Raw genomic sequence first — 25,662 nt, forward strand, 5'->3', positions numbered from 1 at the left:
GCCCGCCTACTGGACGTAATCGGGCGTTCCGACAACGCCGCGAGGCGCGGTACCAGGCGTCGCGAGCCAGGCGCTACTTTCGAAACACGCCCTAGCGCGACGCCAGCCACTCCTGGAGCTCGATCACATTCCCTTCCGGGTCCTCCAGGTGGGCGACCCGCATCCGGTCGCCCATCGGGCCCGGGTCCCGGAGGAACCGGGCCCCCCGTGCGCGGAGTTCGGCGTGGGCGGCGTCCAGGTCGTCCACCCGCAGGACCACCAGCGCGCGGTATCCCTCCGGCTCCGCCCCCAACCGCCCCAGCACGTCGGCCATCTGCGCCCGGTCCTGCAGTGCGATCGCGGCGCCCGCGGCGTCGGGGCTGAGCTTGGCGTAGGGGCCGTTCTCGGCGTCGAACTGCGGCTTCAGCCCGAGCACGTCCCGGTAGAAGCGGTAGACGGCGGGGAAGTCGGATACCAACAGGCGTATCTGGGTCAGTTCCATACGGACCTTTCTAGCCCAGCTCCGGCCCCCTGTCCGCTCCCTCGTCCCACCCCTTGCCCAGCCCGCCCTTTGCTCGGCCGGCCCTTCGCTCAGCCGACCAGGATCCGCTTCAACTCCCGGGCCGCGCGCGGCGGGGCCACGTCCGTGCGGTGGGCGAGAGCGATCGTGCGGCGCAGCGGCGAACCCGCCAGGGGAGTCGTGCGCAGCCCGTGCCCCGCGTGGTCGACCACCATCGCCGGGACCACGGCGAGTCCCAGCCCGGCCCGCACGAAACCGAGGACCGCGTCCATCTCGCCCCCCTCCACCGTGAACACCGGCTCGAAGCCCTCGGCCCGGCACGCGGTCACCGTCAGTTCCCGCAGGTCGTAGCCGTGCCGGAACATCACCATCGGCTGCTCGCGCAGGTCCCGGATGTGCAGCGGACCGCCGTCGCCGGGCGGCGGGAGTTCCGCCGAGGAGATCACCACGAGGTCCTCCGTCAGCAGCTCCACGGTCGTGAGCGCCGGCGCCGACGGCGGCAGCGGCAGCGTGACCAGGGCCAGATCCAGGGCCCCCCGCGCCAGCTCGCGCACCAGGTCCAGCGACCCGCTCTCCTCGATCATCAGCTCGATCCCCGGGTGCGCGGTGTGGAAGGCGCGCAGGACGTCCGGCAGCAGGCCCGTGCACACGCTCGGCGTGGCCCCCAGCCGCACCCGCCCGCGCCGCAGCTGCGCCAGTTCCTGCACTTCCAGGCGGGCCGTGTCCGCGTCGGCCAGGATCCGCCGGGCCAGCGGCAGCAGGGTCTCGCCCGCGTCCGTCAGCGTGATGTTCCCCCGCGCCCGGCTGAAGAGCTCGGCGCCCAGCTCCCGCTCCAGCGCCTTGATCTGCTGGGAGAGCGACGGCTGGGCGACGTGCACCCGCTCGGCCGCCCGGGTGAAGTGCTTGGTCTCGGCGACGGCCACGAAGTACACGAGTTGCTGGAATTGCATCGTCCCAGCTTAGACCACGTCATAGTCGTGACCTATCAAGATGAGCCTCATCATGTCTTGGACCTTTGGGGCCCTTGGTCCCTAACGTCTGGACCCATGGCTCTGGCAACGCGGACGGGCCGACGGCCGTCCACCACGCGCACGCTCTGGGACTCCACCGTCGGCAAGAAGACCGTCATGGCGGTGTCCGGGTTGATCATGCTCGGATACCTCGTGGTCCACATGTTCGGCAACCTGAAGATCTTCTTCGGTGCCGCGGAGTTCAACGGCTACGCGGCCTGGCTGCGCCACATGGGCGCGCCGGTCCTGCACAGCCACTGGGGGCTGTGGATCGCGCGGATCGCCCTGGTCGCCGCCGTCGTCGCGCACGCCGTCTCGGCCTACCAGCTGAGCCGCCGCGACATCAGGGCGCGCCCCGTCAAGTACGCCCACAAGCGGCGGCGCGCCAGCTACGCCACCCGCACGATGCGCTGGGGCGGGGTGATCCTCGGCCTGTTCATCGTCTGGCACATCCTCGACCTGACCACCCTGACGGTCAACGAGCGGGCGCTGGAGGGGCATCCGTACGAGAACGTCGTGGCGACCTTCTCCACCTGGTACGGCAACGTCATCTACATCACCGCGATGGCGGCCCTCGCCCTCCACGTCCGGCACGGATTCTGGAGCGCCGCCCAGACCCTCGGCGCGGGCAACGCCCGCCGCGACCGGACGCTCAAGGCCCTCGCCGACCTGTTGGCCCTCGTCCTCTTCGTGGGATTCGTCTCGGTCCCCGTCGCCGTCATGACCGGATTGGTGGGTTGACCATGAGCGCGCACAGCCACGCGAACACCTACGCCGACTACCGCACCGGCGAGCCGATCGCCGATGCCAAGGCCCCCGAGGGCCCGATCGCCGAGCGTTGGGACCGCCGCCGCTTCGAGGCGAAGCTGGTCAATCCGGCCAACCGCCGCAAGCACACCGTCATCGTCGTCGGTACCGGCCTCGCCGGGGGCGCCGCCGGCGCCACCCTCGCCGAACAGGGCTACCACGTGGTCCAGTTCTGCTTCTCCGACTCTCCGCGCCGGGCCCACTCCATCGCCGCGCAGGGCGGCATCAACGCGGCCAAGAACTACCGCAACGACGGCGACTCCGTGCACCGGCTGTTCTACGACACGGTCAAGGGCGGCGACTTCCGCGCCCGCGAGTCCAACGTGCACCGGCTCGCGCAGATCTCCGTGGAGATCATCGACCAGTGCGTGGCCCAGGGCGTCCCCTTCGCCCGCGAGTACGGCGGCCTCCTCGACACCCGCTCCTTCGGCGGGGTCCAGGTCTCCCGGACGTTCTACGCCCGCGGCCAGACCGGCCAGCAACTGCTGCTCGGCGCCTACCAGGCCCTCTCCCGGCAGATCGCCGCCGGAGCCGTCGAGATGCACGCGCGCACGGAGATGCTCGACCTCGTCGTGGTGGACGGCAGGGCGCGCGGCATCGTGGCCCGCGACCTGATCACCGGGAAGATCTCGACCCACTTCGCCGACGCCGTCGTCCTGGCCAGCGGCGGCTACGGGAACGTCTTCTACCTCTCCACCAACGCCATGAACTCCAACGCCACCGCGATCTGGCGGGCCCACCGCCGCGGCGCGCACTTCGCCAACCCCTGCTTCACCCAGATCCACCCGACGTGCATTCCGCGCACCGGCGACCACCAGTCCAAGCTGACCCTGATGAGCGAGTCGCTGCGCAACGACGGCCGGATCTGGGTGCCCAAGGCCCACGGGGACACCCGTCCCGCCGCCCGGATCCCCGAGGAGGAGCGCGACTACTACCTGGAGCGGATCTACCCCTCCTTCGGCAACCTCGTGCCCCGCGACATCGCCTCCCGCGCCGCGAAGAACGTCTGCGACGAGGGACGGGGCGTGGGCCCGGGCGGTCAGGGCGTCTACCTCGACTTCGCCGACGCCATCCGCCGCATGGGCAAGGACAAGGTGGCCGAGAAGTACGGCAACCTCTTCGAGATGTACGAGCGGATCACCGCGGAGAACCCCTACGAGGTCCCCATGCGGATCTACCCCGCCGTGCACTACACGATGGGCGGCCTCTGGGTCGACTACGACCTGGCGACGACCGTCCCCGGCCTCTTCGCGATCGGCGAGGCCAACTTCTCCGACCACGGGGCCAACCGGCTCGGCGCGTCCGCCCTCATGCAGGGCCTGGCCGACGGCTACTTCGTGCTGCCGTCCACGATCAACGACTACCTCGCCCGTCACCCCCGTACCGAGGCCCTCGACGACACCCACCCCGAGGCCGTGGCCGCCGTACGGGAGACCGAGGCCCGCATCGCGCGGCTCATCGCGGTCGACGGCGACCGCACCCCCGACTCCTTCCACCGCGAGATCGGTGAGCTGATGTGGGAGTACTGCGGCATGGCCCGCACCGAGGAGGGGCTGCGCAAGGCGCTCGACCGCCTGCCGGAGATCCGGGAGGAGTTCTGGCGGCGGATCAAGGTCCCGGGCAGCGGCGAGCAGTTCAACCAGACCCTGGAGAAGGCCAACCGGGTCGTCGACTACCTGGAGCTGGCCGAGCTGATGTGCCTCGACGCCCTGCACCGCGCCGAGTCCTGCGGCGGCCACTTCCGCGTCGAGTCCCAGACGCCCGACGGCGAGGCCGAGCGCCGCGACGAGGAGTTCTCCTACGCCGCGGCCTGGGAGTTCACCGGGACCGCCGCCGCCCCCGTCCTGCACAAGGAACAACTCGCCTTCGCCTACGTCCACCCCACCCAGCGGAGCTACGCATGAAGCTCACCCTGCGCGTCTGGCGCCAGCAGCACGCCGACGCCCCCGGCGCCATGAAGGCCTACGAGGTCGACGGCATCTCGAAGGACATGTCCTTCCTGGAGATGCTCGACACCCTCAACGAGGACCTGATCCTGCGCGGCGAGGACCCGGTCGCCTTCGACCACGACTGCCGCGAGGGCATCTGCGGTGCGTGCAGCCTGGTCATCAACGGCGACGCACACGGCCCCGAGCGCACCACCACCTGCCAGCTGCACATGCGGTCCTTCGCCGACGGCGACACCATCGACGTCGAACCCTGGCGGGCCGCGGCCTTCCCGGTGGTCCGCGACCTGGTGGTGGACCGCAGCGCCTTCGACCGGATCATCCAGGCGGGCGGATACATCACCGCGCCGACGGGAGCCGCGCCCGAGGCGCACGCCACGGCGGTGCCCAAGCCCGTCGCCGACCACGCCTTCGAGAACGCCGAGTGCATCGGCTGCGGCGCCTGCGTGGCGGCCTGCCCGAACGGTTCGGCGATGCTCTTCACCGCGGCCAAGGTCAACCACCTCAACGTGCTGCCGCAGGGCTCCCCGGAGCGGGAGACCCGGGTGCTGGACATGGTGGCCCGGATGGACGGCGAGGGGTTCGGCGGCTGTACGCTGACGGGCGAGTGCGCCACCGCCTGCCCCAAGGGCATCCCGCTCCCGTCGATCGCGGCGATGAACAAGGAATGGCTCCGGGCCGTCCGCAAGGGCGGCCATTAGGATCGGTCATCGGGTCGGGCGGACATTCGGCGCCGGGCATTTCCGGAGCCGTTTCGGGAAAGTCCGGTTTTGTCGAAGGCTTCTCGGTGGGGCGGGTACGAGATTCCTGTGCGGGGCCTGTGACCTGCATCGACTTGTACGGAACGCCAAAGGTCCAAGGTCCTGTTCAACATTCAGCCATCTCGGCTTATTGTGATGTTGACCTGGGCGGAACCGCCGTTCACGGCCGAGGGAAAACACGACCGCGACCCCCGAGGTGTGAGCATGAGCGGCTTCCGCAGGCGCCTGCGCTGGACCGGCCTGCACCGACTCGTCCGCGTCCTGCGCCCGTCCGCCCGCGTCCCGAAGCAGCCGGGGCGCACGGAGCGCGAACGCCTCGACGGCGCGGCCCAGCCCCCGCGCCCGCCGGACCGCGAGGAGGAGCTGCTCGCCGCCCTCGCCCCGAGCGAGGGCGCCGTCCGCTACCGGGGGCGACTCGCCCTCGTCCGGGACGACCTGCTGCCCGCCGACATGCGCGCCGTGAACCTCCGGGCCGCGGCCGAAGCGCTCGAAACCGCGGGCATCGGCTACGGCCTGGTCCCCGACGGCGGCCTGCTGCACCGGGTCGCCCTCGCCCCCGGCACGCGCGCCTCCGCGCTCGCGGCGTGCGCGCGGGCCTTCACCGGCCGACCCGTCTACGCCGAACTGCTCGGCGACGGCGGAACCCTCGGCGTGACCCTCGCCGAGGCGCTCCCCGCGGCCGTCGCCGCCAAGGAGGCCGAGCGCCGCCACGACGCGGCTCCCGAGGACGAGGACCCGCACCACAAGGTCAAGGGCGTGCGCCTGCACCAGCCCGTGGTGACCTCCGGGCGGACCCTCTACCTCGGCGCCGACCACGGCTGCGACCTGGAGTTCTGGGACCCTCCGGCGTCCGGCTCGGGCGGGATCGCCTCGCTGCGCGACACCCCCTTCGGCTGGTGGGTGCCCTCCCTCGCCGCCACCTCGACCCGCCGCGTCGGCGACCGCGAGTACCCCGTCGTGGACGCCCTCGCGCGGCGCTTCCCCGACGACATCGACTTCCCGATCGACGCGGTGATCACCTGGGTGGACGCCGCCGACCCCGTCTGGCGCCGCCGCAGGGACCGCACCAAGGCCGAGTACGCCGAGTACGCCGACGGCGCGGCGCGCGACGGTCGCGCGGCCGGTGGCTCCACGGGCGTCCCCGCCGTCGACGACGCGGACCACCGCTACCGGGACCGCGGCGAGCTGCGCTACTGCCTGCGCTCCATAGCGGCCCACGCCCCCTGGATCCGGCGGATCTTCCTCGTCACCGACGACCAGGTGCCCGGATGGCTCGCCACCGACCATCCGCAGGTCACCGTCGTCTCCCATCGCGAGCTCTTCGCCGACCCCGGCGCGCTGCCGGTCTTCAACTCGCACGCCATCGAGACGCAACTGCACCGCATACCCGGTCTCGCCGAGCACTTCCTCTACTTCAACGACGACATCTTCCTCGGCCGTCCCCAGCGGCCCCAGGGCTACTTCCTCCCCTCCGGGCTGCCCCGGGTCTTCCACGACACCCGGGCCGTCCCGCCCAGCTCGCCGGAGACCCACGACGACGTGTTCACCGCCTCGCAGCGGGCCACGCGCCGCGCCGTCGAGGAGGTCGCCCAGCGCACCTACCCCCGCATCCTGGCCCACGCGCCGTACCCGATGCGCCGCTCCTTCTTCGCCCGGCTGGAGGAACGGCTCCCCGGCCGGCTCGCGGCCACCAGCCGCTCCGCCTTCCGCAGCGCCACCGACCTCGCACCGATCACCCTGGCGGCGCACCTCGCGCTGGCCGAGGGCCGGGCCGTCGAAGGCGAACTGACCCTCGCCTACGTCTCCACCGACCGCTCGCAGGAGATCGAACGGCTGCCGGAGCTGGTCCACGACCGGCGCACCGACGCCTTCTGCCTCGCCGACGACTGCGGAACGGAGCTGTCGCCGGACGAACAGCACCGGGCCGTCACCGCCTTCCTGGAGGCGTACTTCCCGGTCCTCTCCCCCTACGAGAAGTCCGCGCCCGTCCCGGCGGCCGAGGGGCAGCGCGCCCCCGAGCCTGCGCCGATCGGCTGACCCGGGCGGTCCGCACCGCGCCGCGCCCCTGACCGCGCACGGTCATGGGCGACAGTGTTCGGCATGGCAGAAGCACCCGAACTCGCCCGCAGCGGACCGCGGCGCCGGACCGTGCTCGCCGCACTGGCCCCGATCGCCCCGCTGGCCCTGGCCGGCTGCGCCGCCGAGGACCGACCGGCCGCCCCCGCACCGGGGCCGCAGCCGCCCCCCAAGGACGTCCTGGTCATGGTGATCCGGCACGCCGAGAAGCCGTACGCGGGCGACACCGGCGAGGACGACGAGGGAAACGACGACGCCGGATCCCTGGCCGTGCGCGGCCGCCGCCGCGCCGAAGCCCTGCCGCAGCTCTTCCCGCCCACCCCGGGCGCCCTCCTGCCCCGGCCCACGGTGATCTTCGCGGGCGGCGCCGCCGGAGCCGCCCGGTCCCGCCAGACCGTCGCCCCGCTGGCCGAGGCACTGCGCACGCCGGTACGGGCCGACCTCGCCGTCGGCCGCGAAGCGGACCTGGCCCGCGCCGTCCTCGCCGCCCGGGCCCCCGTCCTCGTCTGCTGGGAGCACACCGGCGTCCCGCGCCTGGTCACCGCCCTCGGCGCCGACCAGGTGCTCGGGATCCCGGCGGGCTGGCCCGACCGCTACGACCTCGTCTGGCTGCTGGCCCGCCGCCAGGGCCGCTGGAGCTTCCGCGAGCTCCCGCAGCACCTGCTCACCGGAGACGCATAGCCCGCGCCAGGTACCCGGCCGTACGCCCCTCCCCGGCCGCCACCCGGGCCGGTGGTCCGGCCGCCACCACCCGGCCACCGTCCCCGCCACCGCCCGGGCCCAGGTCGAGCACCCAGTCCGCGCCCGCCACCACCGTCATGTCGTGCTCCACGACCACCACCGAGTGCCCGGCGTCCACCAACCCGTGCAGCCGGTCCAGCAGCACCTCCACATCGGCCGGGTGCAGCCCGGTCGTCGGCTCGTCCAGCACGTACAGGGTGTGGTCGCGGCGCACCCGTTGCAGCTCGTTCGCCAGCTTGATCCGCTGGGCCTCGCCGCCCGAGAGCTCCGTCGCGGGCTGGCCGAGCCGCAGGTAGCCCAGCCCGATGTCGCCGAGCGCGCGCAGCGCGCGGTCCGCCGCCGGGACCTCGGCGAAGAACGCGGCCGCCGCCTCCACGGTCAGCTCCAGCACCTCGGCGATGTTCAGGCCCGCGTGGCGGACCTGGAGGGTCTCCTCGTTGTACCGGGCGCCCGCACAGAGCGGACAGGGGGCGTAGGTGCTGGGCAGGAAGAGCAGCTCCACCGAGACGAAGCCCTCGCCCTGGCAGGTCTCGCAGCGCCCGCCCGCCACGTTGAAGGAGAACCGGCCCGCCTTCCAGCCGCGCGCCCGCGCCTCGGGGGTGGCCGTGAAGAGCGCGCGGACCGCGTCGAACAGGCCGGTGTAGGTCGCCAGGTTGGACCGCGGGGTCCGGCCGATCGGCTTCTGGTCCACCTCCACCAGCCGCCGGACCGGGAACTCCGGCCCGCCCGCCGCGATCCGCTCCCGCACCGTCTCGGCCAGCACCTGGCCCACCAGCGTGGACTTGCCCGATCCGGAGACCCCGGTGACCGCCGTGAACACGCCCAGCGGGAACGCGGCCGACACGTCCCGCAGGTTGTGCCGGGTGACCCCGGACAGCCGCACCTCGCCGGTCGCCGTCCGCGGCGCCCGCCCGGCCCGCCCCCCGGTCCCCGCGCTCACCGGCGCGGGGTGCAGGAACCGCGCCGTGGCCGAATCGGGCACCCCGGCCAGGTCCTTTGGCGGCCCGCTGTACAGCACCCGGCCGCCGTGCTCCCCGGCCCGCGGCCCGACGTCCACGAGCCAGTCCGCGTGGCGCACCACGTCCAGGTCGTGTTCCACGACGAAGACGGTGTTCCCCGCCTCCTTCAACCGGTCCAGCACGCCGAGCAGCGCCTGCGTGTCGGCCGGGTGCAGCCCGGCCGACGGCTCGTCCAGGACGTACACCACGCCGAACAGCCCGGACCGCAGCTGCGTCGCCAGGCGCAGCCGCTGCAGCTCGCCCGCCGACAGGGTCGGCGCCGTCCGGTCCAGGCTCAGGTACCCCAGGCCCAGTTCGGTCACCGCGCCGATCCGCGCCCGCAGGTCCGCGGCCAGCACCCGGGCCGCCTCGCCGGTCGGGGGAGCGGAGGCCAGTACGGCGTCCAGCTCGGTCAGCGCCAGGGCCGCGAGCTCCGCGATCGTGCGGCCCGCGAAGGTCACGGCGAGCGCCTCGGGGCGCAGCCTGCTGCCCGCGCAGGCGTCGCAGGGGGAATCGGCGAGGAACTTCTCCGCGCGCGCCCGCAGGGTGGCGCTCTTCGTGGAGCCGAAGGTCTTCATCACGTAGTGCCGCGCGCTCATGTACGTGCCCTGGTAGGGCCGTTGGATCCGGTCCGCGTCCCGCACCGGGTGCACGGTCACCACCGGCTGCTCCTCGGTGAAGAGGATCCACTCGCGGTCCCGCGCCGGCAGCTCCCGCCAGGGACGGTCGACGTCGTGGCCCAGCACCTCCAGGATGTCCCGCAGGTTCTTGCCCTGCCAGGCGCCGGGCCAGGCCGCGATCGCGCCCTGGCGGATCGACAGGTCCGGATCGGGCACCAGGAGTTCCTCGGTGGTGCGGTGGACCCGGCCGAGCCCGTGGCAGGACGGGCAGGCCCCGGCGGCGGTGTTGGGCGAGAAGGCGTCGGAGTCCAGCGGGGACGCGTCCGGCGGATAGGTGCCGGCCCGGGAGTACAGCATCCGCAGGGAGTTCGACAGCAGGGTCACGGTTCCGACGGAGGAGCGGGAGCCCGGCGTGGAGCGCCGCTGCTCCAGGGAGACGGCGGGCGGCAGACCGGTCACCGAGTCCACCTTCGGCGCGCCGATCTGGTGGATGAGTCGACGGGCGTAGGGCGCCACGGATTCGAAGTACCGGCGCTGCGCCTCGGCGTAGAGGGTGCCGAAGGCGAGCGAACTCTTCCCGGATCCGGAGACCCCGGTGAAAACGGTCAGCGCGTCGCGGGGGACGTCCACGTCGACCCCGCGCAGATTGTGCTCCCGGGCACCCCGCACGCGGACGAAGGAATCACGGGCGGGGGGATCGGTCGACTGGCGCATTCATCACATTTTACGGGGTCCGGGTCACCGTGCCGGGCGCCGGGACACCCGTTAGGGGGACTTACTTCGCCGGGGCCACTGGCTACGCTCGTCCCTGAATCCACCCGCATGCAATTGCATATGGGATGGAGGGAGTGTCGGATATGGGATTTCGGGAAGAGGTGGCCCGTGGGGTTCGAGAACGGCATGGCGGCGGACGGCATCACATCGGTGCGCTGGGTGAAGAGCAGCGCGAGCAGCGGAATCGGGAACTGCGTGGAGGTGGCGGCCCTGCCCGGGGGCGAGTTCGCGGTGCGCAATTCGCGGTTCCCGGGCGGTCCCGCACTGGTCTTCACCCAGGACGAGATGACGGCGTTCGTGGCGGGCGCGGGCGCGGGGGAGTTCGATCACCTGCACGGAGCGAGTGCCTAGGGTAAATTCCTGGCCAATGCTTGATGAAACGGGCATGCGAGATCCAGACTGGGCCGCTGATGGCGCTTTTCAGTCAGCAAGGAGCTCGCATGCCCGGTCGTCCGCGACCACGGCGCGGGGCCACCGCCCCCCTGCCCCCAGGTCCGTCCCCCGCCGTTGCCCCCGCCGAACGCGGTCCCGCATCACGGTTGTTGGGCGAACGGCTGCGGAGATTGCGGGAGGACCAGAAGATGTCCCTCGTGGACGCCGCGGCCCTGATCCGGGGGTCCGCGTCCAAGCTGAGCAGACTGGAGCGGGGCGAGAGCCCGCCCAAGACCAACGACGTCTGGGACCTGGTGCGCCACTACGGGCTGCCCGCGACCGAGTACGACGAGATCCACGAACTCCTCGGCCAGGTGCGGCTGGAGGGCCGTGCCCGCAAGTACGAGGACCTGACCCCGGACTTCCTGCGCAGGCTCATCTCGCTGGAGGCGCAGGCGAAACGGATCTGCGCGTACGAGACCCATGTGGTCCCCGGCTTGCTCCAGACCAAGGAGTACGCCGAGGTGCTGGTGGGCCAGGCCACGGAAGCGGACCAGGTGGAGATCAGCCGGCACGTCCGGGTCCGCGAGGAGCGCCAGCGGCTGCTGCACCGCCCGCACCGCCCCGAACTCATCATGATCCTGGACGAGAGCGTCCTGTACCGGCCCGTCGGCGGACCCCGGGTGATGTGCGACCAGATGCGGCACCTGAGGAACTTCGCCTCCGACGGATCCACCGACGCGCACATCCGGATCCTGCGCTTCGACCACGAACAGGTCGGCACGGCGCCCGGGTTCCCCGTCACCCACCTGCAGTTCGTCGACGGCGGGCCGGCCGAGCTGGTGTACGTCGAGCAGTTGGAGAGCGCCGACTACGTGACGGCGCCCGCCCGCGTCCGGCGCTACCGGGAGGTCATGGACCACCTGATGGAGCGCGCCCTGCCGTGGCGGGAGAGCGTCGACTTCCTCGACGAACGGATCCGGGACTACGCGCGGCAGGCACAGCGTCCGGGGGCGGTGGAACCGGCCCCGGACGGAGGCTGATTCAGGGGATCCGCCCCACCCCGCCCCACGCGATCAGGTCCGTGGCGCGGGGGAGCGGTGCTCGGACCGGGTCCGGGCGCCAGTCGGTGACGTCCCCCAGCCCGGGGTCGATGATCTCCAGCCCGTGCAGGAAGCCGCGCACCTCGTGCTCCTCGCGCACGCGGCCCCATCTGCCTTGCGTGGCGTCCCTGATGAGCGAGGTGACCTGGGCGCGGACGTCGGGGCAGCGGCTGGTGTACTGGCACACGACCAGGAAACTGCCGGGCGCCAGGCGCTCCTTGACCCGCTCCAGCATGGGGACGACGTCCTCGTCGGGCAGACACTGGGAGACGGCGACGAACAGGGCGGCCGTGGGTTCGTCGGGCCGGACGAGCCCGCGCACCTGCTCGCAGTCGAAGATGGCCCCGGTGTCCCGGACGTCGGCGTCGACCACGGCGGTCCACGGGTTCTCGACGAGCCGGGCGCGGGCGTGGGCCAGTACCAGCGGATCGTTGTCGATGTAGACCACGCGGGCCTCGGGGGCGACGGCCCCGGCGACCTCGTGCACGTTGTCACGGGCGGGCAGACCGCAGCCGTGCTCGAGGAACTGGCGCACGCCGTAGTCCCGGGCCAGCACCCGGACCGCGCGGCGCAGGAAGGACCTGCTCGCGAGGGCCAGGGTGCGGGACCCGGGTGCGATGCCGATCAGGTCGTCGCAGACCTTCTGGTCCACGGGATGGTTGTCGACCCCCCCGAGCAACCGGTCGTAGATCCGCGCGACGCTCGGCGTGCGCACACCGTGGTGCATCCGTCCCCCTCAACCCTTGCCAGGAGTTGTTCCGGTCACAACCGACCATGTTAGAGAGGATGCGGGGCCCGCGCCGTCACCTGATGGTGTGGAAACCGGGGCGCGCGGGGGCAGGGGTCGCGCGAGATCGCGTCCGGCGGTCCCGTGGGACCGCCGGAGCGGCGGTCGTCAGGGCGCGCGGCGCCGGGCGCGCTCCCGGCGCTCGCGCCGGATCCTGCGGACCCGGCGTTCCCGCGCGACCCACGAGGCGATCGCGAAGAGGAGCGCCACCAGGGTCAGCGCGAAGCTGACGACGTCGAGGGTCACGGAACCGCCCCACCGGTACAGGACCAGGGCGATGACCAGGCTGAGCGGGGCGAGGACCGTGGCCAGCACGAGGCGCAGGAGGGTTTGCCTCCCGGACGGCTGAGGGATACTGCGCTTACGGTGCACCGGGTTCCATGCGAGGACCCCCCGGCGTAGCGGGTTGAGCAAGGTGATTCCTTTTCCCTTCGCTTGACGGACGGCCCTGGGCGCGCCAACGCTCGGGGCCGTCTTGCTGTGTTGAATGCGGAGCCGAATCTACCGTCTCCTCAACGGAAGTGACGTCCCAGCAGAACGTGCAAGGGCGCCCCTCATGGGAATTCGAATCTCCCTATGATCGGCCCACTGTTGTCAATCCGGCCGATACGGCCTGGCCCGGGTCCTGCGGGCGGTGAAAGGGGCTTTGCGCAGCGGAGGTTAGGGTGTGCCGAAGGGTCGGGAAGTGCCTCGCGAATTCACTCTCAGGAATGAAGATCGAATATCCAGGGCGACGCCGTCCCCTTGCGTGCTGACGCAATCGCCCGTGCGTATGCAACGCGTGGTGCGGGTGGAATTCGCGGAGGTGAAGGTTTCGCGGTCGCAGCCGCCGTGGCTGTCGGTGCCCGCGCCTAGGCTGGCCCGCATGAGTGATCACGCCACCCGCCGCCCCCTGGCCGTCTTCGACATCGACGGGACCCTCGCCGACACCGCGCACCGCCAGCACTTCCTGGAGGGCCGACCCAGGGACTGGGACGGCTTCTTCGGCGCGGCGCAGGACGACCCGCCGCTCGCGCGGGGCGTGGCGCTGGCGGTCGAGAGCGGCGCCGACTGCGAGGTGGTCTACCTGACCGGGCGGCCCGAGCGGTGCCGGGCGGACACCCTGGAGTGGCTGGCGCGGCACGGGTTGCCCGAGGGGCGGGTGTGGATGCGCGGGAACCAGGACCGGCGTCCGGCGCGGACGACCAAGCTGGAGGTGCTGCGCCGGATCGCCCGGGGCCGGGAGGTGCGCATGCTGGTGGACGACGACGAACTGGTGTGCCAGGCGGTGCGCGCCGCGGGGTTCCGCGTCGTGCGGGCCGACTGGGCGGCGGACGCGCCGGAGCTGCGCGAGGCGCAGGAGGGCGAGGGGCGCACCTGATCGGGGCGCGCGGGCGGGGCCGGGCTGGCAGGGCCGGGCGGGTCAGTCCTCGCCGTCGAGGCGGAAGCCCACCTTGAGCCCCACCTGGAAGTGCGCGACCTCGCCGTTCTCGATGTGCCCGCGCACCTGGGAGACCTCGAACCAGTCGAGGTTGCGCACGGTCTGGCCCGCGCGGGCGATGCCGTTGCGGATGGCCTGGTCGATGCTCTCGGTGGAGGTGCCGACGATCTCGGTCACCCGGTAGGTGTGGTTGGACATGGGGCTCTCCCGAGGGTGGGGACTGGTGCCTCGTTCCACGGTGCCCCAGTACGTCCCGGTCCGCGAGGCGGAGGCGCTGGCCGAGCGGTGCGCGGGGGGTCGTGCGGGGCTCCGTACGGGCCACATGCGGCGTTCCTGTGAACCCGTTGTGTGCACCAGGTGGAGGGGTCGTACTGGTTTGCCGCTTTTGCGCAGAGAATCCACAGCCTGAGCCCCTTGACCCGCCCATTGGTCCATGCCAATTTCAAGCCATCTGAGATCAACCCCCCAGAAGGTGACCTTCGTGAAAATGCGTTTCCTCGCCGTGTGCACCGCCCTGGTGGCCGCCACCGCGCTGACCGGCTGCAGCGTGCTGGGCGAATCGGACGGCGGGCCCCAGAAGGTCACCCTGTGGCTCATGAAGGGCAGTGCCTCCGACGGCTTCATCAAGAAGTTCACCGACTCCTACGAGAAGGACCACCCCGGGATCGACCTCGACGTCAAGATCCAGGAGTGGACGGGCATCGGCGACAAGGTCAACGGCGTCCTGAAGGGCAAGGGCAAGGAGAAGGCCGACGTCATCGAGGTCGGCAACACCCAGGTCGCGCAGTACATCGAGACCGGCGGCCTGTCCGAAGTCACCCTGGAGGGGCTGCGCGAGTGGGGCAGCAAGGACTGGCTCAAGGGCCTCGCGGACCCCGGTAGCGTGGGCGGCGCCCAGTACGGCGTCCCCTGGTACGCGGCCAACCGGGTGGTGATCTACAACAAGGACATGTTCGCGAGCGCCGGGATCAAGACGCCGCCGAAGAACCGCGCGGAGTGGATCTCCGCCACCCAGAAGCTCGACAAGGGCGCCCAGCAGGGCATCTACCTGCCGGGCCAGAACTGGTACGTGCTCTCCGGGTTCATCTGGGACGAGGGCGGCGACCTGGCCGTGGAGACCGGCGGCCAGTGGGTCGGCACCCTCGACACCAACGAGGCCCTCGCCGGCATGGACTTCTACAAGCAGCTCCAGGCGCTCGGCGACGGACCCAAGAGCTCCGACGAGGAGAGCCCCTCGCAGGCAGAGGTCTTCGCGCGCGGCCAGATCGCGCAGATCATCGCCCCGCCCGGGCAGGCCGCACAGATCGAGGAGCTCAACCCGGCCCTCAAGGGCAAGCTCGGCTTCTACTCGATACCCGGCAAGACCACCGAGAAGCCGGGCGCCGTCTTCACCGGCGGCTCCGACCTGATCATCCCCGACCACACCGCCGACCGGAAGGCCGCCGTGGACGTGATCTCGGCCCTGGTCAGCGAGAAGTGGCAGACGGAGCTGGCGCGCGAGATGAGCTACGTGCCCAACAAGACCACGCTCGCGCACGTCGTCGAGGGCAACGACGGCGCCACCGCGATGGCCCCCGGAGCCGCCCAGGGCCGGGCCACCCCGAAGTCCGCGCGCTGGGCCGAGGTCGAGGCCAAGAACCCCATCAAGCCCTACATGACGGCGGTCCTGTCCGGACAGGACCCCAAGGAAGCCGCCAAGACCGCCTCCGAGGCCATCAGCAAGGTCCTCAGCTCCGACCGCTGAGTTCAGCGTTCGCACATCCGGGTGCCGCCGCTCGGTCATGTCGAATCCAGCCGGTCACGGAAGAAGTAGGGGAGTCGGGCCGATACGCCGCCGGCCCGGCTCCCGCTTCCGGATCAGGAGCCGTCATGACCATCGCCCCCCTTTCCCCCGTCGACCTCACCAGCCTCCCCGCGGCCCCGCGCCCCGCACCCCCGCAGGCCGCCCCCGCCCACCCCGCGCCCCGCTACGCCGTCCGCCTGGCCCGCGACGAGAGCGAGGTCCGGGCCGCCCAGCGACTGCGCCACCGGGTCTTCGCGGGCGAGCTGGGTGCCCGCCTCGACGGCCCCGAGCCGGGACTGGACGCCGACGCCTTCGACGCCTACTGCGACCACCTCCTCGTCGTCGAGGAGGAGACCGAACAGGTCGTCGGCACCTATCGGCTGCTCCCCCCGGAGCGCGCCGCGATCGCGGGACGGCTCTACTCCGAGGCCGAGTTCGACCTCTCCGCACTCGCGCCCATCCGCCCCGACCTCGTCGAGGTCGGCCGCTCCTGCGTCCACCCCGACCACCGCAATGGCGCCGTCATCGCCCTGATCTGGGCCGGGCTGGCCCGCTACATGGACCGCTCCGGGCACAACTGGTTGGCCGGTTGCTGCTCCGTCCCGCTCGCCGACGGCGGGGTCCTGGCGGCCGCCACCCGCGAGTCCGTCCTGGCCCGCAACCTGGCCCCGCGGGAGTACCGGGTCACCCCGCACCACCCGTGGAGCCCCGAGGGCGTCGTCTTCCCCGACCGCGTCGAGCTGCCGCCGCTGCTGCGCGGATACCTGCGGCTGGGGGCCTGGGTGTGCGGGGAGCCCGCGCTCGACGCCGAGTTCGGCGTCGCCGACCTGTACGTCCTGCTCTCGCTGCGCCGCACCAACCCGCGCTACCTGCGGCACTTCCTCGCGCTCGCCCCCGGCGCATGAGCGCCTGGCTGCCCACCTCGCCCTGCACCCCCGACGCCTGCGCCGCCCACCACGGCCCGGCGGCGGGCGCCGTGCGCGCGGCGGCGCGCCTGGCCACCGCCGTGCTGGTGCTGCTGCTCGGCATCCTGGCCGCGCCGACCCTGCGGCTGCTGCCGGCCGGGCCCCGCGGGGCGCTCGTACGGGCCTGGGCGCGCGGGTTCGTCCGGTCCTTCGGCATCCGGATCACCGTCCACGGCAACCCCGGGCCCGAGGGGGCCCGGCTCGTCGTGCCCAACCACATCTCCTGGCTCGACATCCCGCTGGTCGCGGCCGCACTGCCCTCCCGGATGCTGGCCAAGAGCGAGGTCCGGCAGTGGCCGGTGCTGGGGCGGCTCGCCACCGGCGCCGGGACCCTGTTCATCGAACGCGAGCGGATCCGGGCCCTGCCGGACACCGTGGGGGCGCTCGCCGCCGCGCTGCGGTCGGGGGACCGGGTGACGGTGTTCCCCGAGGGCAGCACCTGGTGCGGCCGCGGCCAGGGGCCCTTCCGCCGGGCCGCCTTCCAGGCGGCGCTGGACGCGGGGGCCGCCGTACAGCCCGTCAAGATCGCCTACCGGCTGGCCGACGGGAGGCTCGCGGGGGCGCCCGCCTTCGTCGGGGACGACCCGCTCACCGCCTCGCTGTGGCGGATCGCCCGGTCCCGCGGGGTCCGGGCCGAGCTCACCCTGCTGCCGCGGATCCCGCCGGGCCGCCACCCGGACCGGCGGGAACTCGCCGCGGCCGCTCAGGCGGCCGTCACGTCCGCGCCGGTACCGCTGAGCGCGGTCCCCACCCCGCGCCGCGCGCCCTCGCGCACGGCGCCGTCCTCCGTCGCCGCGGCGACGGACAGCGACAGCGCGAACCGGCCCTCCCGGTCGGTCCACCACTGGGTCAGTTCGAGCCCCGCGGAGGCCAGTTCGTCGCGCACTCCCTCCTGACGGAACTTCGCGGAGACCTCGGTGAGGATCTCCTCGCCCGCCGTGAACGGCACCACGAGGTCCAGGGCCCGGATCTTCACCAGGGCGTCGGCGCGGGCCCGCAGCCGCATCTCCATCCACTCCTGTTCCCGGTTCCACACCGCCACGTGCGCGAAATCGGCGGTGTGGAAATCGGCGCCCAACTCCCGGTCGATGACGGCCAGGACGTTCCGGTTGAACTCGGCCGTCACGCCCTGTGCGTCGTCGTACGCCGCGACCAGCACCGCCTCGTCCTTCACGAGGTCGGTCCCCATCAGCAGCGCGTCCCCGGGCGAGAGCATCGCCCGGACGGACGCGAGGAAGGCGGCCCGCTCGGCCGGCCGCAGGTTCCCGATCGTCCCGCCCAGGAACACCACGAGCCGGGGCCCCGGCGAGGGCGGGAGTGCCAACGGCCGGGTGAAGTCCGCCACCAGCGCGTGGACCCGCAGGCGCGGCCGGTCCGAGAGCAGTACGTCGGCCGCCCCCCGCAGGGCGCTCTCGCTCACGTCCACCGGGATGTAGGTGTCCAGCGCGGGCAGCGCCTCGATCAGGTGCCGGGTCTTCTCCGAGGACCCGGACCCCAGCTCCACCAGCGTGCGCGCGCCGCTGACCGCCGCGATCTCCCCGGCCCGCTCCAGCAGGATCTCCCGCTCGGCGCGCGTCGGGTAGTACTCGGGCAACCGGGTGATCTCCTCGAAGAGTTCGCTGCCCCGGGCGTCGTAGAACCACTTGGGCGGCAGTGATTTGGGCGAGCCGGTCAGCCCCTCGCGCACATCGGTGCGCAGCGCCGCCTCCGCCGCGTTCTCGTCGAGGGTCCGGGTCAACCGGAAGTCGCCCATCGGGAATTCACTCACTGTCCTGGTTCTCCTTGCTCGGTTTCGGCGTGCTCGCGTGCGGGGGGATCTCCTTGATCGCGGTCAGGTCGACCCGGGTGCGGGAGGCGGTCAGCAGGGTCCGGTCGGGCACCTCGCACCACCGCGGGTCGTCGTCGTAGGGCTCGGACGCGACGACCGTGCGGCTCGTGCGGGCGTCGGCGAGGTACCACAACGAATCGCCCCAGGCCGTCGCCGCGATCGTGTGGCCGTCGGTGAGCAGCAGGTTCAGTCGCGACCCGGGAGCGGCGGCCGCCAGCTCCCGCACCGGTCCGACCAGCGCGTCCCCCGGACCCGCACCGGCCCGCAGGGCGCGCAGTACGAGCGCCCACACCAGCGCGGAATCGGACCGGGCCGCCAACTGGAGCAGTTCCAGGGGCGGTAGCGCCGCGGCCGCCGCGGCGGCCGAGTCCGGCCAGTCCCGGACCGCTCCGTTGTGGCTGAACAGCCAGGGCCCGTCGGCGAAGGGCGCGGCCGCGGCCTCCCCGTCCGCGCCGCTCAGGGTCGCGTCGCGGACGGCGGCCAGCGCGGCCCCGCTGCGCACGACCCGGGCCAGGTCGCCGAAAGCGGCGTCGCCCCACACCGGGCCCGCCCTGCGGTAGCGGGCCGGTATCGGGTCGCCCTCCGCGTACCAACCCACCCCGAAGCCGTCGGCGTTGACCGTGCCGTACCGCTGGTGGCGCGGCTCCCAGGACTGGCGCACCAGGGAGTGCTCCGGCTCGGTCAGCAGTCGGCCGAGCGGTGTCACGGGCCCGAGCCAGGCCATGTGACGGCACATCAGGCATCCCTCGCGGTACGGAAACCGGCGAAGATCTGGCGGCGCACCGGCAGGTCCCAGTTGCGGAAGGTGCCCCGGCAGGCCACCGGGTCCACCGCGAACGAACCGCCGCGCAGCACCTTGTGCTCCGGGCCGAAGAACACCTCGGAGTACTCGCGGTACGGGAACGCCCTGAAGCCCGGGTACGGCAGGAAGTCGCTCGCCGTCCATTCCCACACGTCGCCGATGAGCTGGCGCACCCCGAGCGGGGAGGCCCCGGCCGGGTAGCTGCCCGCGGCGGCCGGGCGCAGGTGCCGCTGGCCCAGATTGGCGTGCGCGGGCGTGGGGTCGGCGTCGCCCCACGGGTAGCGGCGCGAGCGGCCGGTCGCCGGGTCGTGGCGGGCGGCCTTCTCCCACTCGGTCTCGGTCGGCAGCCGCCGTCCGGCCCACCGGGCGTACGCGTCCGCCTCGTACCAACTGACGTGCAGCACCGGCTCCTCGACCGGGACCGGCTCCACCACGCCGAAGCGTCGGCGCAGCCACTGGTCGGCCTCGCGGTACCAGAACAGCGGGGCCTCGATGCCGTGGGCCCGGATCTGCTCCCAACCCTCGGCCGCCCACCAGCGCGGCTCGCCGTAGCCGCCGTCCGCCATGAAGGCCAGGTACGCGGCGTTGGTGACCGGGACCGTGTCGATCCAGAAGGGGTCGGTGTCGCGGACGTGCGCGGGACGCTCGTTGTCCAGGGACCACGGCTCGGTGGAGGTCCCCATCGTGAAGGGGCCCCCGGGAACGAGGACTTCGGCGGCCGACGGCGCCGGGCCGCTCGCCGGTCCGGGCTCCGGGGCGGTCAGCACCGGGCCGCCCAACCGCAGCTGATGGGTGATCAACATCGTTTCGTCGTGCTGCTGCTCGTGCTGCGCGATCATGCCGAAGGCGAAGCCGTCGTCGAGCAGGGCCGAACCCTCGAAGGCGGTGCGCTCCAACAGGTCGAACACCCGCCCCCGCACCTCGGCGCTGTAGCCGCGGGCCTCGGCGGGCCCGAGCAGGGGCAGGGCGGGCCGCTGGGCGCGGGGATGCGCGAAGGCGTCGTACAGCGGGTCGATCTCGGGACGCATCGGCGCGCGCCCGGCGACGCGGCGCAGCAGCCACAGCTCTTCCTGGTTGCCGATGTGCGCGAGGTCCCACACCAGCGGGGACATCAGCGGCGAGTGCTGCGCGCTCAGGTCGGCGTCGGTCACCGGATCGGTCAGCGCCGCCGTCCGGGCCCGGGCGGCGATCAGCGCGGCGGCCGCCCGTTCGCGCAGGTCGCCCGGCGGCTGCTGGTCGGTCCCGCCGGGCGGGGCGGTCGCGGCGCTCACGGGCGTTCCTCCTTGCGGACGGGGGTGCGGACGGGTGCGCGGCACGACGAGCGCGGCGGGGCGGCGGACCGGGACCGTGCGTCGTCGAAGCCGTCGACCTCGTCGGCCGGACAGCGGCCGCGGCGCACGAACCGTTCGGTGAACTCCCCGACGGCGTCCCGCACCCGGGTGTCCGCGCCGAGCCGGGGCAGGGCCTCGGTCGCGGCCCGGAAGCACGCGCGGGCCGCCGCGCGCAGCTCCGGATCGCGCGGACCGTACCGGGCCGCCGAGCGCCAGAGCGGATTGCGGGGCGCGGGCCCCGGGCCGTAGGAGTCGGCCAGCCCCTTCGCCACGCGGTAGGCCGTCTCCGCGGCCTCCGGGTCGTCGAACAGGGCGTGCACCACGGCCACCGGGACCAGCCAGCCGTCCGCGCCCGGCTGCGCGTCGATCATCCGCAGTTCCAGGTGCCCGCGCGGCCGGATCGGCGGGAACAGGGTGGTCAGGTGGTAGTCGAGGTCCGCGGCGGTCGGCGGCCTGGTCCCGGCGCCGCGCGCCCAGGCGCGGAAGCTCAGGTCCCGCGGGACCTCCCACGCCGCGACCGCCTCGCCCGGGTCGGCCGCGCCGTCGCGGCCGGTCGGGTCCTGCGGACGTACGCACATCACCGCGGTGTCGAGCGCGTGCCGCACCCAGGCCCCGCGCGGGTCGGCGTCCAGCGGTGGGGCGAGGGCGCGCGCGGTGTCGAGGTCGCTCCAGACGCCCTGGCGGGAACACCGCCAGCCCGCGTACGGGCCGCTGTGGGCGGGGGAGTTCGCGAAGGCCGACACCAGCACCGCGCCGAGCAGGTGCGCGGAGCGCCAGCGCCTGCCGTGGCCGAGCGGTCCGGGTTCCTCGTGGCCCGCGTCGACGCAGACCTGCACGGAGGCGGACGCGCGCATCATGGCGCGCCCGGCCGGTCCGGTGCGGTCGAAGTAGGTCTCCATGGCCCGGTAGCGCGGACTGTCCAGCAGTCGCCGCAGCGGTCGGCGCAGATCGTGCCCGAGCCCGTCGAGCACGACGCCTTGGGCGCCCAGGGCGGCGCGCACGGCGTCCAGGTCGGCCTGGAGGTCGCCCACGCACCCCATCAGGGAGGTGGCGGGCGGTGAGCTGAGCTCGAGCTGGCCGCCCGGTTCGACGGTGAACCGGGAGCGCAGGGGCAGTGCGGCCGCCGCGTCGTGGGCGGCGGTGAGCCGCTCCGGCGGCAGCGGCCGCGCGGGGTCCTCGGCGTCCAGCAGCAGCCACTCCAGTTCGGCGCCGAGCAGTCGGGGCGGGCCCGTCTTGAAACAGATGCCGCGTACGAGGTCCTCGGCGGCGGTCTCGGTGAGCGGCCGCGGGGAGTGCTCGGCGGCGCGTCCGGGGGGCGACCCCGGCGGATGTGCGCGCAGGTGCGTCAGGGGTGAGTCCTGGGGCATGACCGGATCCTCTTCTCCTGTCGTGAGCCGTGACGTCACCGTTGCCTACCCGTCGTGGTCGGGGCGTGAAGCGTGCGGATCGCATCAAGATCGAGCAAACCCGTGCTGATTCGCGCAAGTAATTGCGTTGCCACTTGCGGTGCCCGTTGCGGAGGATCGGTGGATGAGCAGCAGATTGAGGGCCATCGCGCAGGGGAACGCGCAGATCGTGGCGGCCGGGGGGTACCGGTCGCCGTCGGGGCGGGAGGTGGCGCTCGCCGCCGCCGTGGCGAAAGCCAAGGCAGGAACCACGATATATGGCCCCAATCCGGTCATCCAGGGCGAACCGGAGGGAGCGCGGAGCCGGGAGACCGTGTTCGAGGTGACCGGGGAGAGCAGTACGGTCGCCGCCCGCAGGCTCGCCCCGGGCGGACCGGTCGCGGTCCTCAACTTCGCCTCGGCCCGCAATCCCGGGGGCGGATACGTCCGAGGGGCCAAGGCGCAGGAGGAGGCCCTGTGCCGCGCTTCGGCGCTCTACGAGACGCTGCTGGAGGCCCGCGAGTACTACGAGGCCCACCGCGCCGAGCCGAGCACCTTCTACACCGACCGGGTGATTCACTCGCCCGGGGTCCCGGTCTTCCGCGACGACCGGGGCGAACTGCTGGAGGAGCCCTTCCGGGCGGGCTTCCTCACCTCCCCGGCTCCGAACGCGGGCACCATCCGCCGCCAGGAGCCCGAGCGGACCCACGAGATCCCGGCGGCGCTGGCCCGGCGGGCCGAGCGGGTCCTGGAGGTGGCGGCGCTGCACGGCTACCCGCGGCTGGTGCTGGGGGCGTGGGGGTGCGGGGTGTTCATGAACGACCCGGCCGAGGTCGCCGAGGCGTTCCGGGCCCTGCTGACGGGCCGGTTCGCGGGCGTCTTCGACCGGGTGGCGTTCGGGATCCTGGACCGCGCGCCGGGCCCGCGCCCGGCCTTCGAGGCGGCCTTCCCCGCCTGAGGCACGCCCTAGGGCGTGTTTCGAGAGTCCCGCCTGGCTCGCGCCGCGCCCTTCGGGCGCCCGGCGCTACTTTCGAAACACGCCCTAGTGGCGGACCCACGTGTACGTCCCACCGTCCGCGGGCGGCCGCGTCCAGGAGCGGGTGGTGAAGGTGTGCAGGCGCCCCTGCGCGAGCGCGTGCCGCGGCAGCCGGACGCCGAACTCCCCGGTCACCGCCTCCAGCAGCGCGCGCTCCGTCGCGGCGGCGCCGCGCGGGTCGTCGAAGAACCGGTGCGGGTCCAGCCCCGCCGGGATCGCTCCGGTGGTGCGGAGCCCACCCTCCGCGTACGTGAACGCGTACCGCTCGACACCGTCCCGGGCCACCGACAGGTGGAAGAAGGGCTCACCGCCGTCCGCTCGCAGCCCGCTCCACACCACCACCGCTCGGGTGCCCGCCCCGGCGGCCGCGGCGGGGGAGCGCAGCCGCTGCCGGTCGAAGGGGGCGGGGTGGCCGTCGAAGGCGAAGCTCCAGCCCTCACCGGCGTGCCCGACCGACACGAGCGCCCGGTCGTCGTGGGACGAGGACCGCCACCGGCCCCGCAGGGCCCTGTCGCGGGCCTCCCAGGAGGTCATCGGCAGCTGGAGGAGGAGGCCCTCCCCCTCCGGGCCACCGTCCGCGAGCCGTCCGGGCAGCTCCGTCGGCTCCACCCCCTCCACCAGGACGAACCGGTAGGAGCCGCGCCGTCCGCTCGGATCCGGCTCCGCGAGCCAGGCCAGGCCGCCCGGGTCGAGCCCGGCCGCCGGTTCCGGGACCGCGCCCCGCGCCCCGCCCCTCGGCGTGGCCAGCAGCTCACGGCCCCGCTCCGGGGTGAGCAGCGGCCCGAGCAGCGGGTCGGCCACCCAGCCCAGCGGCGCCAGGTGGTCCGGCCCGCACGGCTCCCACCGGGGCAGGGCCTCCCGCAGCGTCCGCCACGCCCCGTCGGTGTCGCCCCACCGGGCCAGCTCCCGGGCCCGCTCGACGGCCTCCCCGTACGCTCCGGTCGCCGCGTACCGGTACAGGCCGCCCCGCAGGCGCTCCAGCAGCACGCGGGCCAGGTCCACCACGCCCTCGTCGGTGCCCGGCACCGCGAACCTCGGCGCGGAGCCCCCGTGGCGCGCGTGCGCCGCCAGCAGCGGCGGCAACAGTTCGGGCGCGTACCGGGGGTCCGTCACGAGGTCCTCGAAGGACACCGCGTGGGCCTGCCCGAGCAGCCGGCGGATCTGGTCGCCGAGCGCGGCGGCGCGCGGCCTGCCGTAGCCCTTGGCCCCGTCCAGGGCGACCAGGGCCCGCTCCCATCCGCCGCGCAGCGCCTCCTGGCGGGCGCCGTTCACGAGGGCGTCCAGCTCCCGGGTCGTCTCGTTGGCGAACTCCGGCTCCCCCTCGGCCGGGCGCGCCCGCAGGGAGTGGAACTCCCGGTGCATGTCCCGCATGAACGCGCCGAAGTCGGCGTACCGCTCGGGCGGCGCGGCCCGCCAGCCCGCCCAGGTGTACACGGCCCACTCGCCGTTCTCGTCCACGTCCTCGGGGTCCATCAGGACCCGGGTGGCATCGGACTCCACGTCGAGCTGCAACCCGCGCCGCCAGAGGCCCGCCTCCCGCCGCCGCTCGGCACCGGCGTCCTTGTCGAGGTACGCCTCGAACACCTCCGCCAGCCCGGACGCGTTGTCGTGCCAGCGAGCCCGCGCGGTCCCCGCCAGCCGCCACACGAACCCGCCCGCGTGCCGCCACCCGTCGCTGACCGCCAGGAACTCCCGGTAGGACGGGGGCATCCGGCGGCCGAGGCGCTCCTCCATGGCCGCGATCCGCTCCTCGGCGGCGGGCGGGAAGCCCAACCATCGGGCGCGCGCGGCGGCCTCGTCCCGCGCGCCCCGGCCGCCACCGTCCGGCGAGGCGTCCGGTAAGGAATCCGCCCACTCTCCGCTCCACTTGAGCAGGAAGGGCCGCCAGTCGAATGCCGTGGTGTCCGTCATCCACGGGATGCTGCCAGCGACCACTGACAGCGCCCGGCCCGGCAAGATCCGAAAGAGGCGCCCTAGGCCCAGCCGTACCGCTCGCGCAGGCGGTCGACGACCAGGTGGAAGCGGCCGCGGTCCAGGGCGCACGCCTCGCGCCGCATACCGGCGTCGTGCACGCGCAGCACCCGGTCCACGTCCACCCAGGACTCCCGTCCGGACGCGTCCCAGGGCCCGGTCCCGATCGGGACCCATTCGCGGTCGTGGTCGTGGCGCTTGCTGGAGAGCTGTACGGCCAACACGGTGTCGCGGTCGGTCTCGCGGGCCACGACCAGCACCGGCCGGTCCTTGCCCCGGCCGTCGTTCTCCTCGTAGGGGACGAAGGTCCACACGATCTCGCCGGGGTCGGGGTCCCCGTCGTGGTCGGGTGCGTAGGAGGTGCGGACGGGCCCGATGGCGCGCGGATCGACCTCGGCGGTCGCCCCGGCGCCGTCGCGGCCGGGCTGGTGGGGCTGGTCGGTGTGCGGGGTGTGGTGCGAAAGTGCCGTCATCCGGCAGAGGTTAGCGGTGAGCGGGCGCGGCCGGTGCGGGACGTGCCGCGGCGGTGCCCCGACCTAGGGCGTGTTTCGAAAGTCCCGCCTGGCTCGCGACGCCTGGTACCGCGCCTCGCGGCGTTGTCGGAACGCCCGATTACGTCCAGTAGGCGGGCGATCCTCCGCCTTGCG

The 25,662-nt window shown here is 73.3% G+C and carries 23 protein-coding genes and 1 pseudogene; 12 read left to right on the forward strand and 12 right to left on the reverse strand.

The window, feature by feature from the left end:
* Window positions 1-91: 91 nt before the first annotated feature.
* On the reverse strand, window positions 92-481 hold the full coding sequence (locus ACFWAR_RS23475) for a VOC family protein (RefSeq protein WP_385780338.1): 390 nt from the start codon (window positions 479-481) through the stop codon (window positions 92-94).
* A gap of 89 nt (window positions 482-570) precedes the next feature.
* Window positions 571-1,449 carry a LysR family transcriptional regulator gene (locus ACFWAR_RS23480; protein ID WP_385780341.1) on the reverse strand — a complete coding sequence of 293 codons (879 nt, stop codon included), beginning with the start codon at window positions 1,447-1,449 and terminating at the stop codon, window positions 571-573.
* A 96-nt stretch (window positions 1,450-1,545) separates the two neighbouring features.
* On the opposite strand from ACFWAR_RS23480, the gene ACFWAR_RS23485 reads away from it, so the two are divergent.
* The 5 genes from ACFWAR_RS23485 (at window position 1,546) to ACFWAR_RS23505 (ending at window position 7,780) form a co-directional block, all read left to right on the forward strand.
* On the forward strand, window positions 1,546-2,250 hold the full coding sequence (locus ACFWAR_RS23485) for a succinate dehydrogenase (protein WP_385780344.1): 705 nt from the start codon (window positions 1,546-1,548) through the stop codon (window positions 2,248-2,250).
* 2 nt (window positions 2,251-2,252) lie between these two features.
* On the forward strand, window positions 2,253-4,220 hold the full coding sequence (locus tag ACFWAR_RS23490) for a fumarate reductase/succinate dehydrogenase flavoprotein subunit (protein WP_385780347.1): 1,968 nt from the start codon (window positions 2,253-2,255) through the stop codon (window positions 4,218-4,220).
* Window positions 4,217-4,963: a succinate dehydrogenase/fumarate reductase iron-sulfur subunit gene (locus ACFWAR_RS23495; protein WP_385780349.1), complete on the forward strand. Its 747-nt coding sequence runs from the start codon at window positions 4,217-4,219 to the stop codon at window positions 4,961-4,963. Before ACFWAR_RS23490 ends, ACFWAR_RS23495 begins: the two co-directional genes overlap by 4 nt.
* 264 nt (window positions 4,964-5,227) lie before the next feature.
* Entirely contained in the window at window positions 5,228-7,060 is a 1,833-nt protein-coding gene (locus ACFWAR_RS23500) for a Stealth CR1 domain-containing protein (RefSeq protein ID WP_385780351.1), read from the forward strand.
* Window positions 7,061-7,123: 63 nt separating this feature from the next.
* The gene (locus tag ACFWAR_RS23505; protein ID WP_385780354.1) at window positions 7,124-7,780 is read left to right on the forward strand and encodes a hypothetical protein; all 657 of its coding nucleotides are present in this window, start codon (window positions 7,124-7,126) and stop codon (window positions 7,778-7,780) included.
* Here the strand turns inward: ACFWAR_RS23505 and ACFWAR_RS23510 are convergent.
* Complete coding sequence (locus ACFWAR_RS23510; RefSeq protein ID WP_385780357.1) at window positions 7,764-10,172, reverse strand: ABC transporter; 2,409 nt, start codon at window positions 10,170-10,172, stop codon at window positions 7,764-7,766. The genes ACFWAR_RS23505 and ACFWAR_RS23510 overlap by 17 nt on opposite strands.
* A gap of 186 nt (window positions 10,173-10,358) precedes the next feature.
* Here ACFWAR_RS23510 and ACFWAR_RS23515 point away from each other — a divergent pair, with 186 nt between their 5' ends.
* A complete protein-coding gene (locus ACFWAR_RS23515) occupies window positions 10,359-10,583 on the forward strand; it encodes a DUF397 domain-containing protein (protein ID WP_385780511.1) in 225 nt (74 codons plus the stop codon).
* Between the two features lie 89 nt (window positions 10,584-10,672).
* A complete protein-coding gene (locus ACFWAR_RS23520; RefSeq protein WP_385780360.1) occupies window positions 10,673-11,647 on the forward strand; it encodes a helix-turn-helix transcriptional regulator in 975 nt (324 codons plus the stop codon).
* Between the two features lies 1 nt (window position 11,648).
* On the opposite strand, the gene ACFWAR_RS23525 is transcribed toward ACFWAR_RS23520, so the two are convergent.
* Together ACFWAR_RS23525 and ACFWAR_RS23530 are read right to left on the reverse strand one after the other, a co-directional pair.
* Window positions 11,649-12,434: an SAM-dependent methyltransferase gene (locus tag ACFWAR_RS23525; RefSeq protein ID WP_385780363.1), complete on the reverse strand. Its 786-nt coding sequence runs from the start codon at window positions 12,432-12,434 to the stop codon at window positions 11,649-11,651.
* 168 nt (window positions 12,435-12,602) lie between these two features.
* Complete coding sequence (locus tag ACFWAR_RS23530; protein WP_385780365.1) at window positions 12,603-12,809, reverse strand: hypothetical protein; 207 nt, start codon at window positions 12,807-12,809, stop codon at window positions 12,603-12,605.
* 550 nt (window positions 12,810-13,359) lie between these two features.
* On the opposite strand from ACFWAR_RS23530, the gene ACFWAR_RS23535 reads away from it, so the two are divergent.
* A complete protein-coding gene (locus ACFWAR_RS23535) occupies window positions 13,360-13,854 on the forward strand; it encodes a hypothetical protein (protein WP_385780367.1) in 495 nt (164 codons plus the stop codon).
* A 42-nt stretch (window positions 13,855-13,896) separates the two neighbouring features.
* Here the strand turns inward: ACFWAR_RS23535 and ACFWAR_RS23540 are convergent, their stop codons facing one another.
* Window positions 13,897-14,112, reverse strand: a complete 216-nt coding sequence (locus tag ACFWAR_RS23540; protein WP_330333846.1) for a dodecin — start codon at window positions 14,110-14,112, stop codon at window positions 13,897-13,899.
* Window positions 14,113-14,395: 283 nt separating this feature from the next.
* Here ACFWAR_RS23540 and ACFWAR_RS23545 point away from each other — a divergent pair, with 283 nt between their 5' ends.
* The 3 genes and pseudogenes from ACFWAR_RS23545 to ACFWAR_RS23555 all read left to right on the forward strand — a co-directional run.
* Window positions 14,396-15,658: an extracellular solute-binding protein gene (locus ACFWAR_RS23545; protein ID WP_385780372.1), complete on the forward strand. Its 1,263-nt coding sequence runs from the start codon at window positions 14,396-14,398 to the stop codon at window positions 15,656-15,658.
* A 125-nt stretch (window positions 15,659-15,783) separates the two neighbouring features.
* On the forward strand, window positions 15,784-16,602 hold the full coding sequence (locus ACFWAR_RS23550; RefSeq protein ID WP_385780374.1) for a GNAT family N-acetyltransferase: 819 nt from the start codon (window positions 15,784-15,786) through the stop codon (window positions 16,600-16,602).
* Window positions 16,599-17,177: pseudogene (locus ACFWAR_RS23555) on the forward strand (lysophospholipid acyltransferase family protein); the annotation flags it as partial. The gene ACFWAR_RS23550 and the pseudogene ACFWAR_RS23555, both read left to right, overlap by 4 nt.
* 188 nt (window positions 17,178-17,365) lie before the next feature.
* Here the strand turns inward: ACFWAR_RS23555 and egtD are convergent.
* The 4 genes from egtD to egtA are packed head-to-tail and all read right to left on the reverse strand — an operon-like array spanning window position 17,366 to window position 21,990.
* Window positions 17,366-18,415: an L-histidine N(alpha)-methyltransferase gene (gene egtD / locus ACFWAR_RS23560; RefSeq protein ID WP_385780513.1), complete on the reverse strand. Its 1,050-nt coding sequence runs from the start codon at window positions 18,413-18,415 to the stop codon at window positions 17,366-17,368.
* 7 nt (window positions 18,416-18,422) lie between these two features.
* A complete protein-coding gene (gene egtC, locus ACFWAR_RS23565; RefSeq protein WP_385780377.1) occupies window positions 18,423-19,226 on the reverse strand; it encodes an ergothioneine biosynthesis protein EgtC in 804 nt (267 codons plus the stop codon).
* Entirely contained in the window at window positions 19,226-20,563 is a 1,338-nt protein-coding gene (egtB, locus tag ACFWAR_RS23570) for an ergothioneine biosynthesis protein EgtB (protein WP_385780379.1), read from the reverse strand. The genes egtC and egtB overlap by 1 nt, the downstream gene beginning before the upstream one ends.
* Window positions 20,560-21,990, reverse strand: a complete 1,431-nt coding sequence (gene egtA / locus ACFWAR_RS23575; RefSeq protein WP_385780381.1) for an ergothioneine biosynthesis glutamate--cysteine ligase EgtA — start codon at window positions 21,988-21,990, stop codon at window positions 20,560-20,562. The genes egtB and egtA overlap by 4 nt, the downstream gene beginning before the upstream one ends.
* Before the next feature lie 163 nt (window positions 21,991-22,153).
* Between egtA and ACFWAR_RS23580 the strand changes: the two genes are divergently transcribed.
* Window positions 22,154-22,966: a TIGR02452 family protein gene (locus tag ACFWAR_RS23580; RefSeq protein WP_385780384.1), complete on the forward strand. Its 813-nt coding sequence runs from the start codon at window positions 22,154-22,156 to the stop codon at window positions 22,964-22,966.
* 84 nt (window positions 22,967-23,050) lie between these two features.
* On the opposite strand, the gene ACFWAR_RS23585 is transcribed toward ACFWAR_RS23580, so the two are convergent.
* Window positions 23,051-24,955, reverse strand: coding sequence for an SMI1/KNR4 family protein (locus tag ACFWAR_RS23585; RefSeq protein ID WP_385780387.1), 1,905 nt, complete (start codon window positions 24,953-24,955; stop codon window positions 23,051-23,053).
* Between the two features lie 62 nt (window positions 24,956-25,017).
* On the reverse strand, window positions 25,018-25,488 hold the full coding sequence (locus ACFWAR_RS23590) for a type II toxin-antitoxin system PemK/MazF family toxin (protein ID WP_385780390.1): 471 nt from the start codon (window positions 25,486-25,488) through the stop codon (window positions 25,018-25,020).
* Window positions 25,489-25,662 lie beyond the last annotated feature (174 nt).

The organism is Streptomyces sp. NPDC059917, assembly GCF_042730635.1.
Lineage (GTDB): Bacteria > Actinomycetota > Actinomycetes > Streptomycetales > Streptomycetaceae > Streptomyces.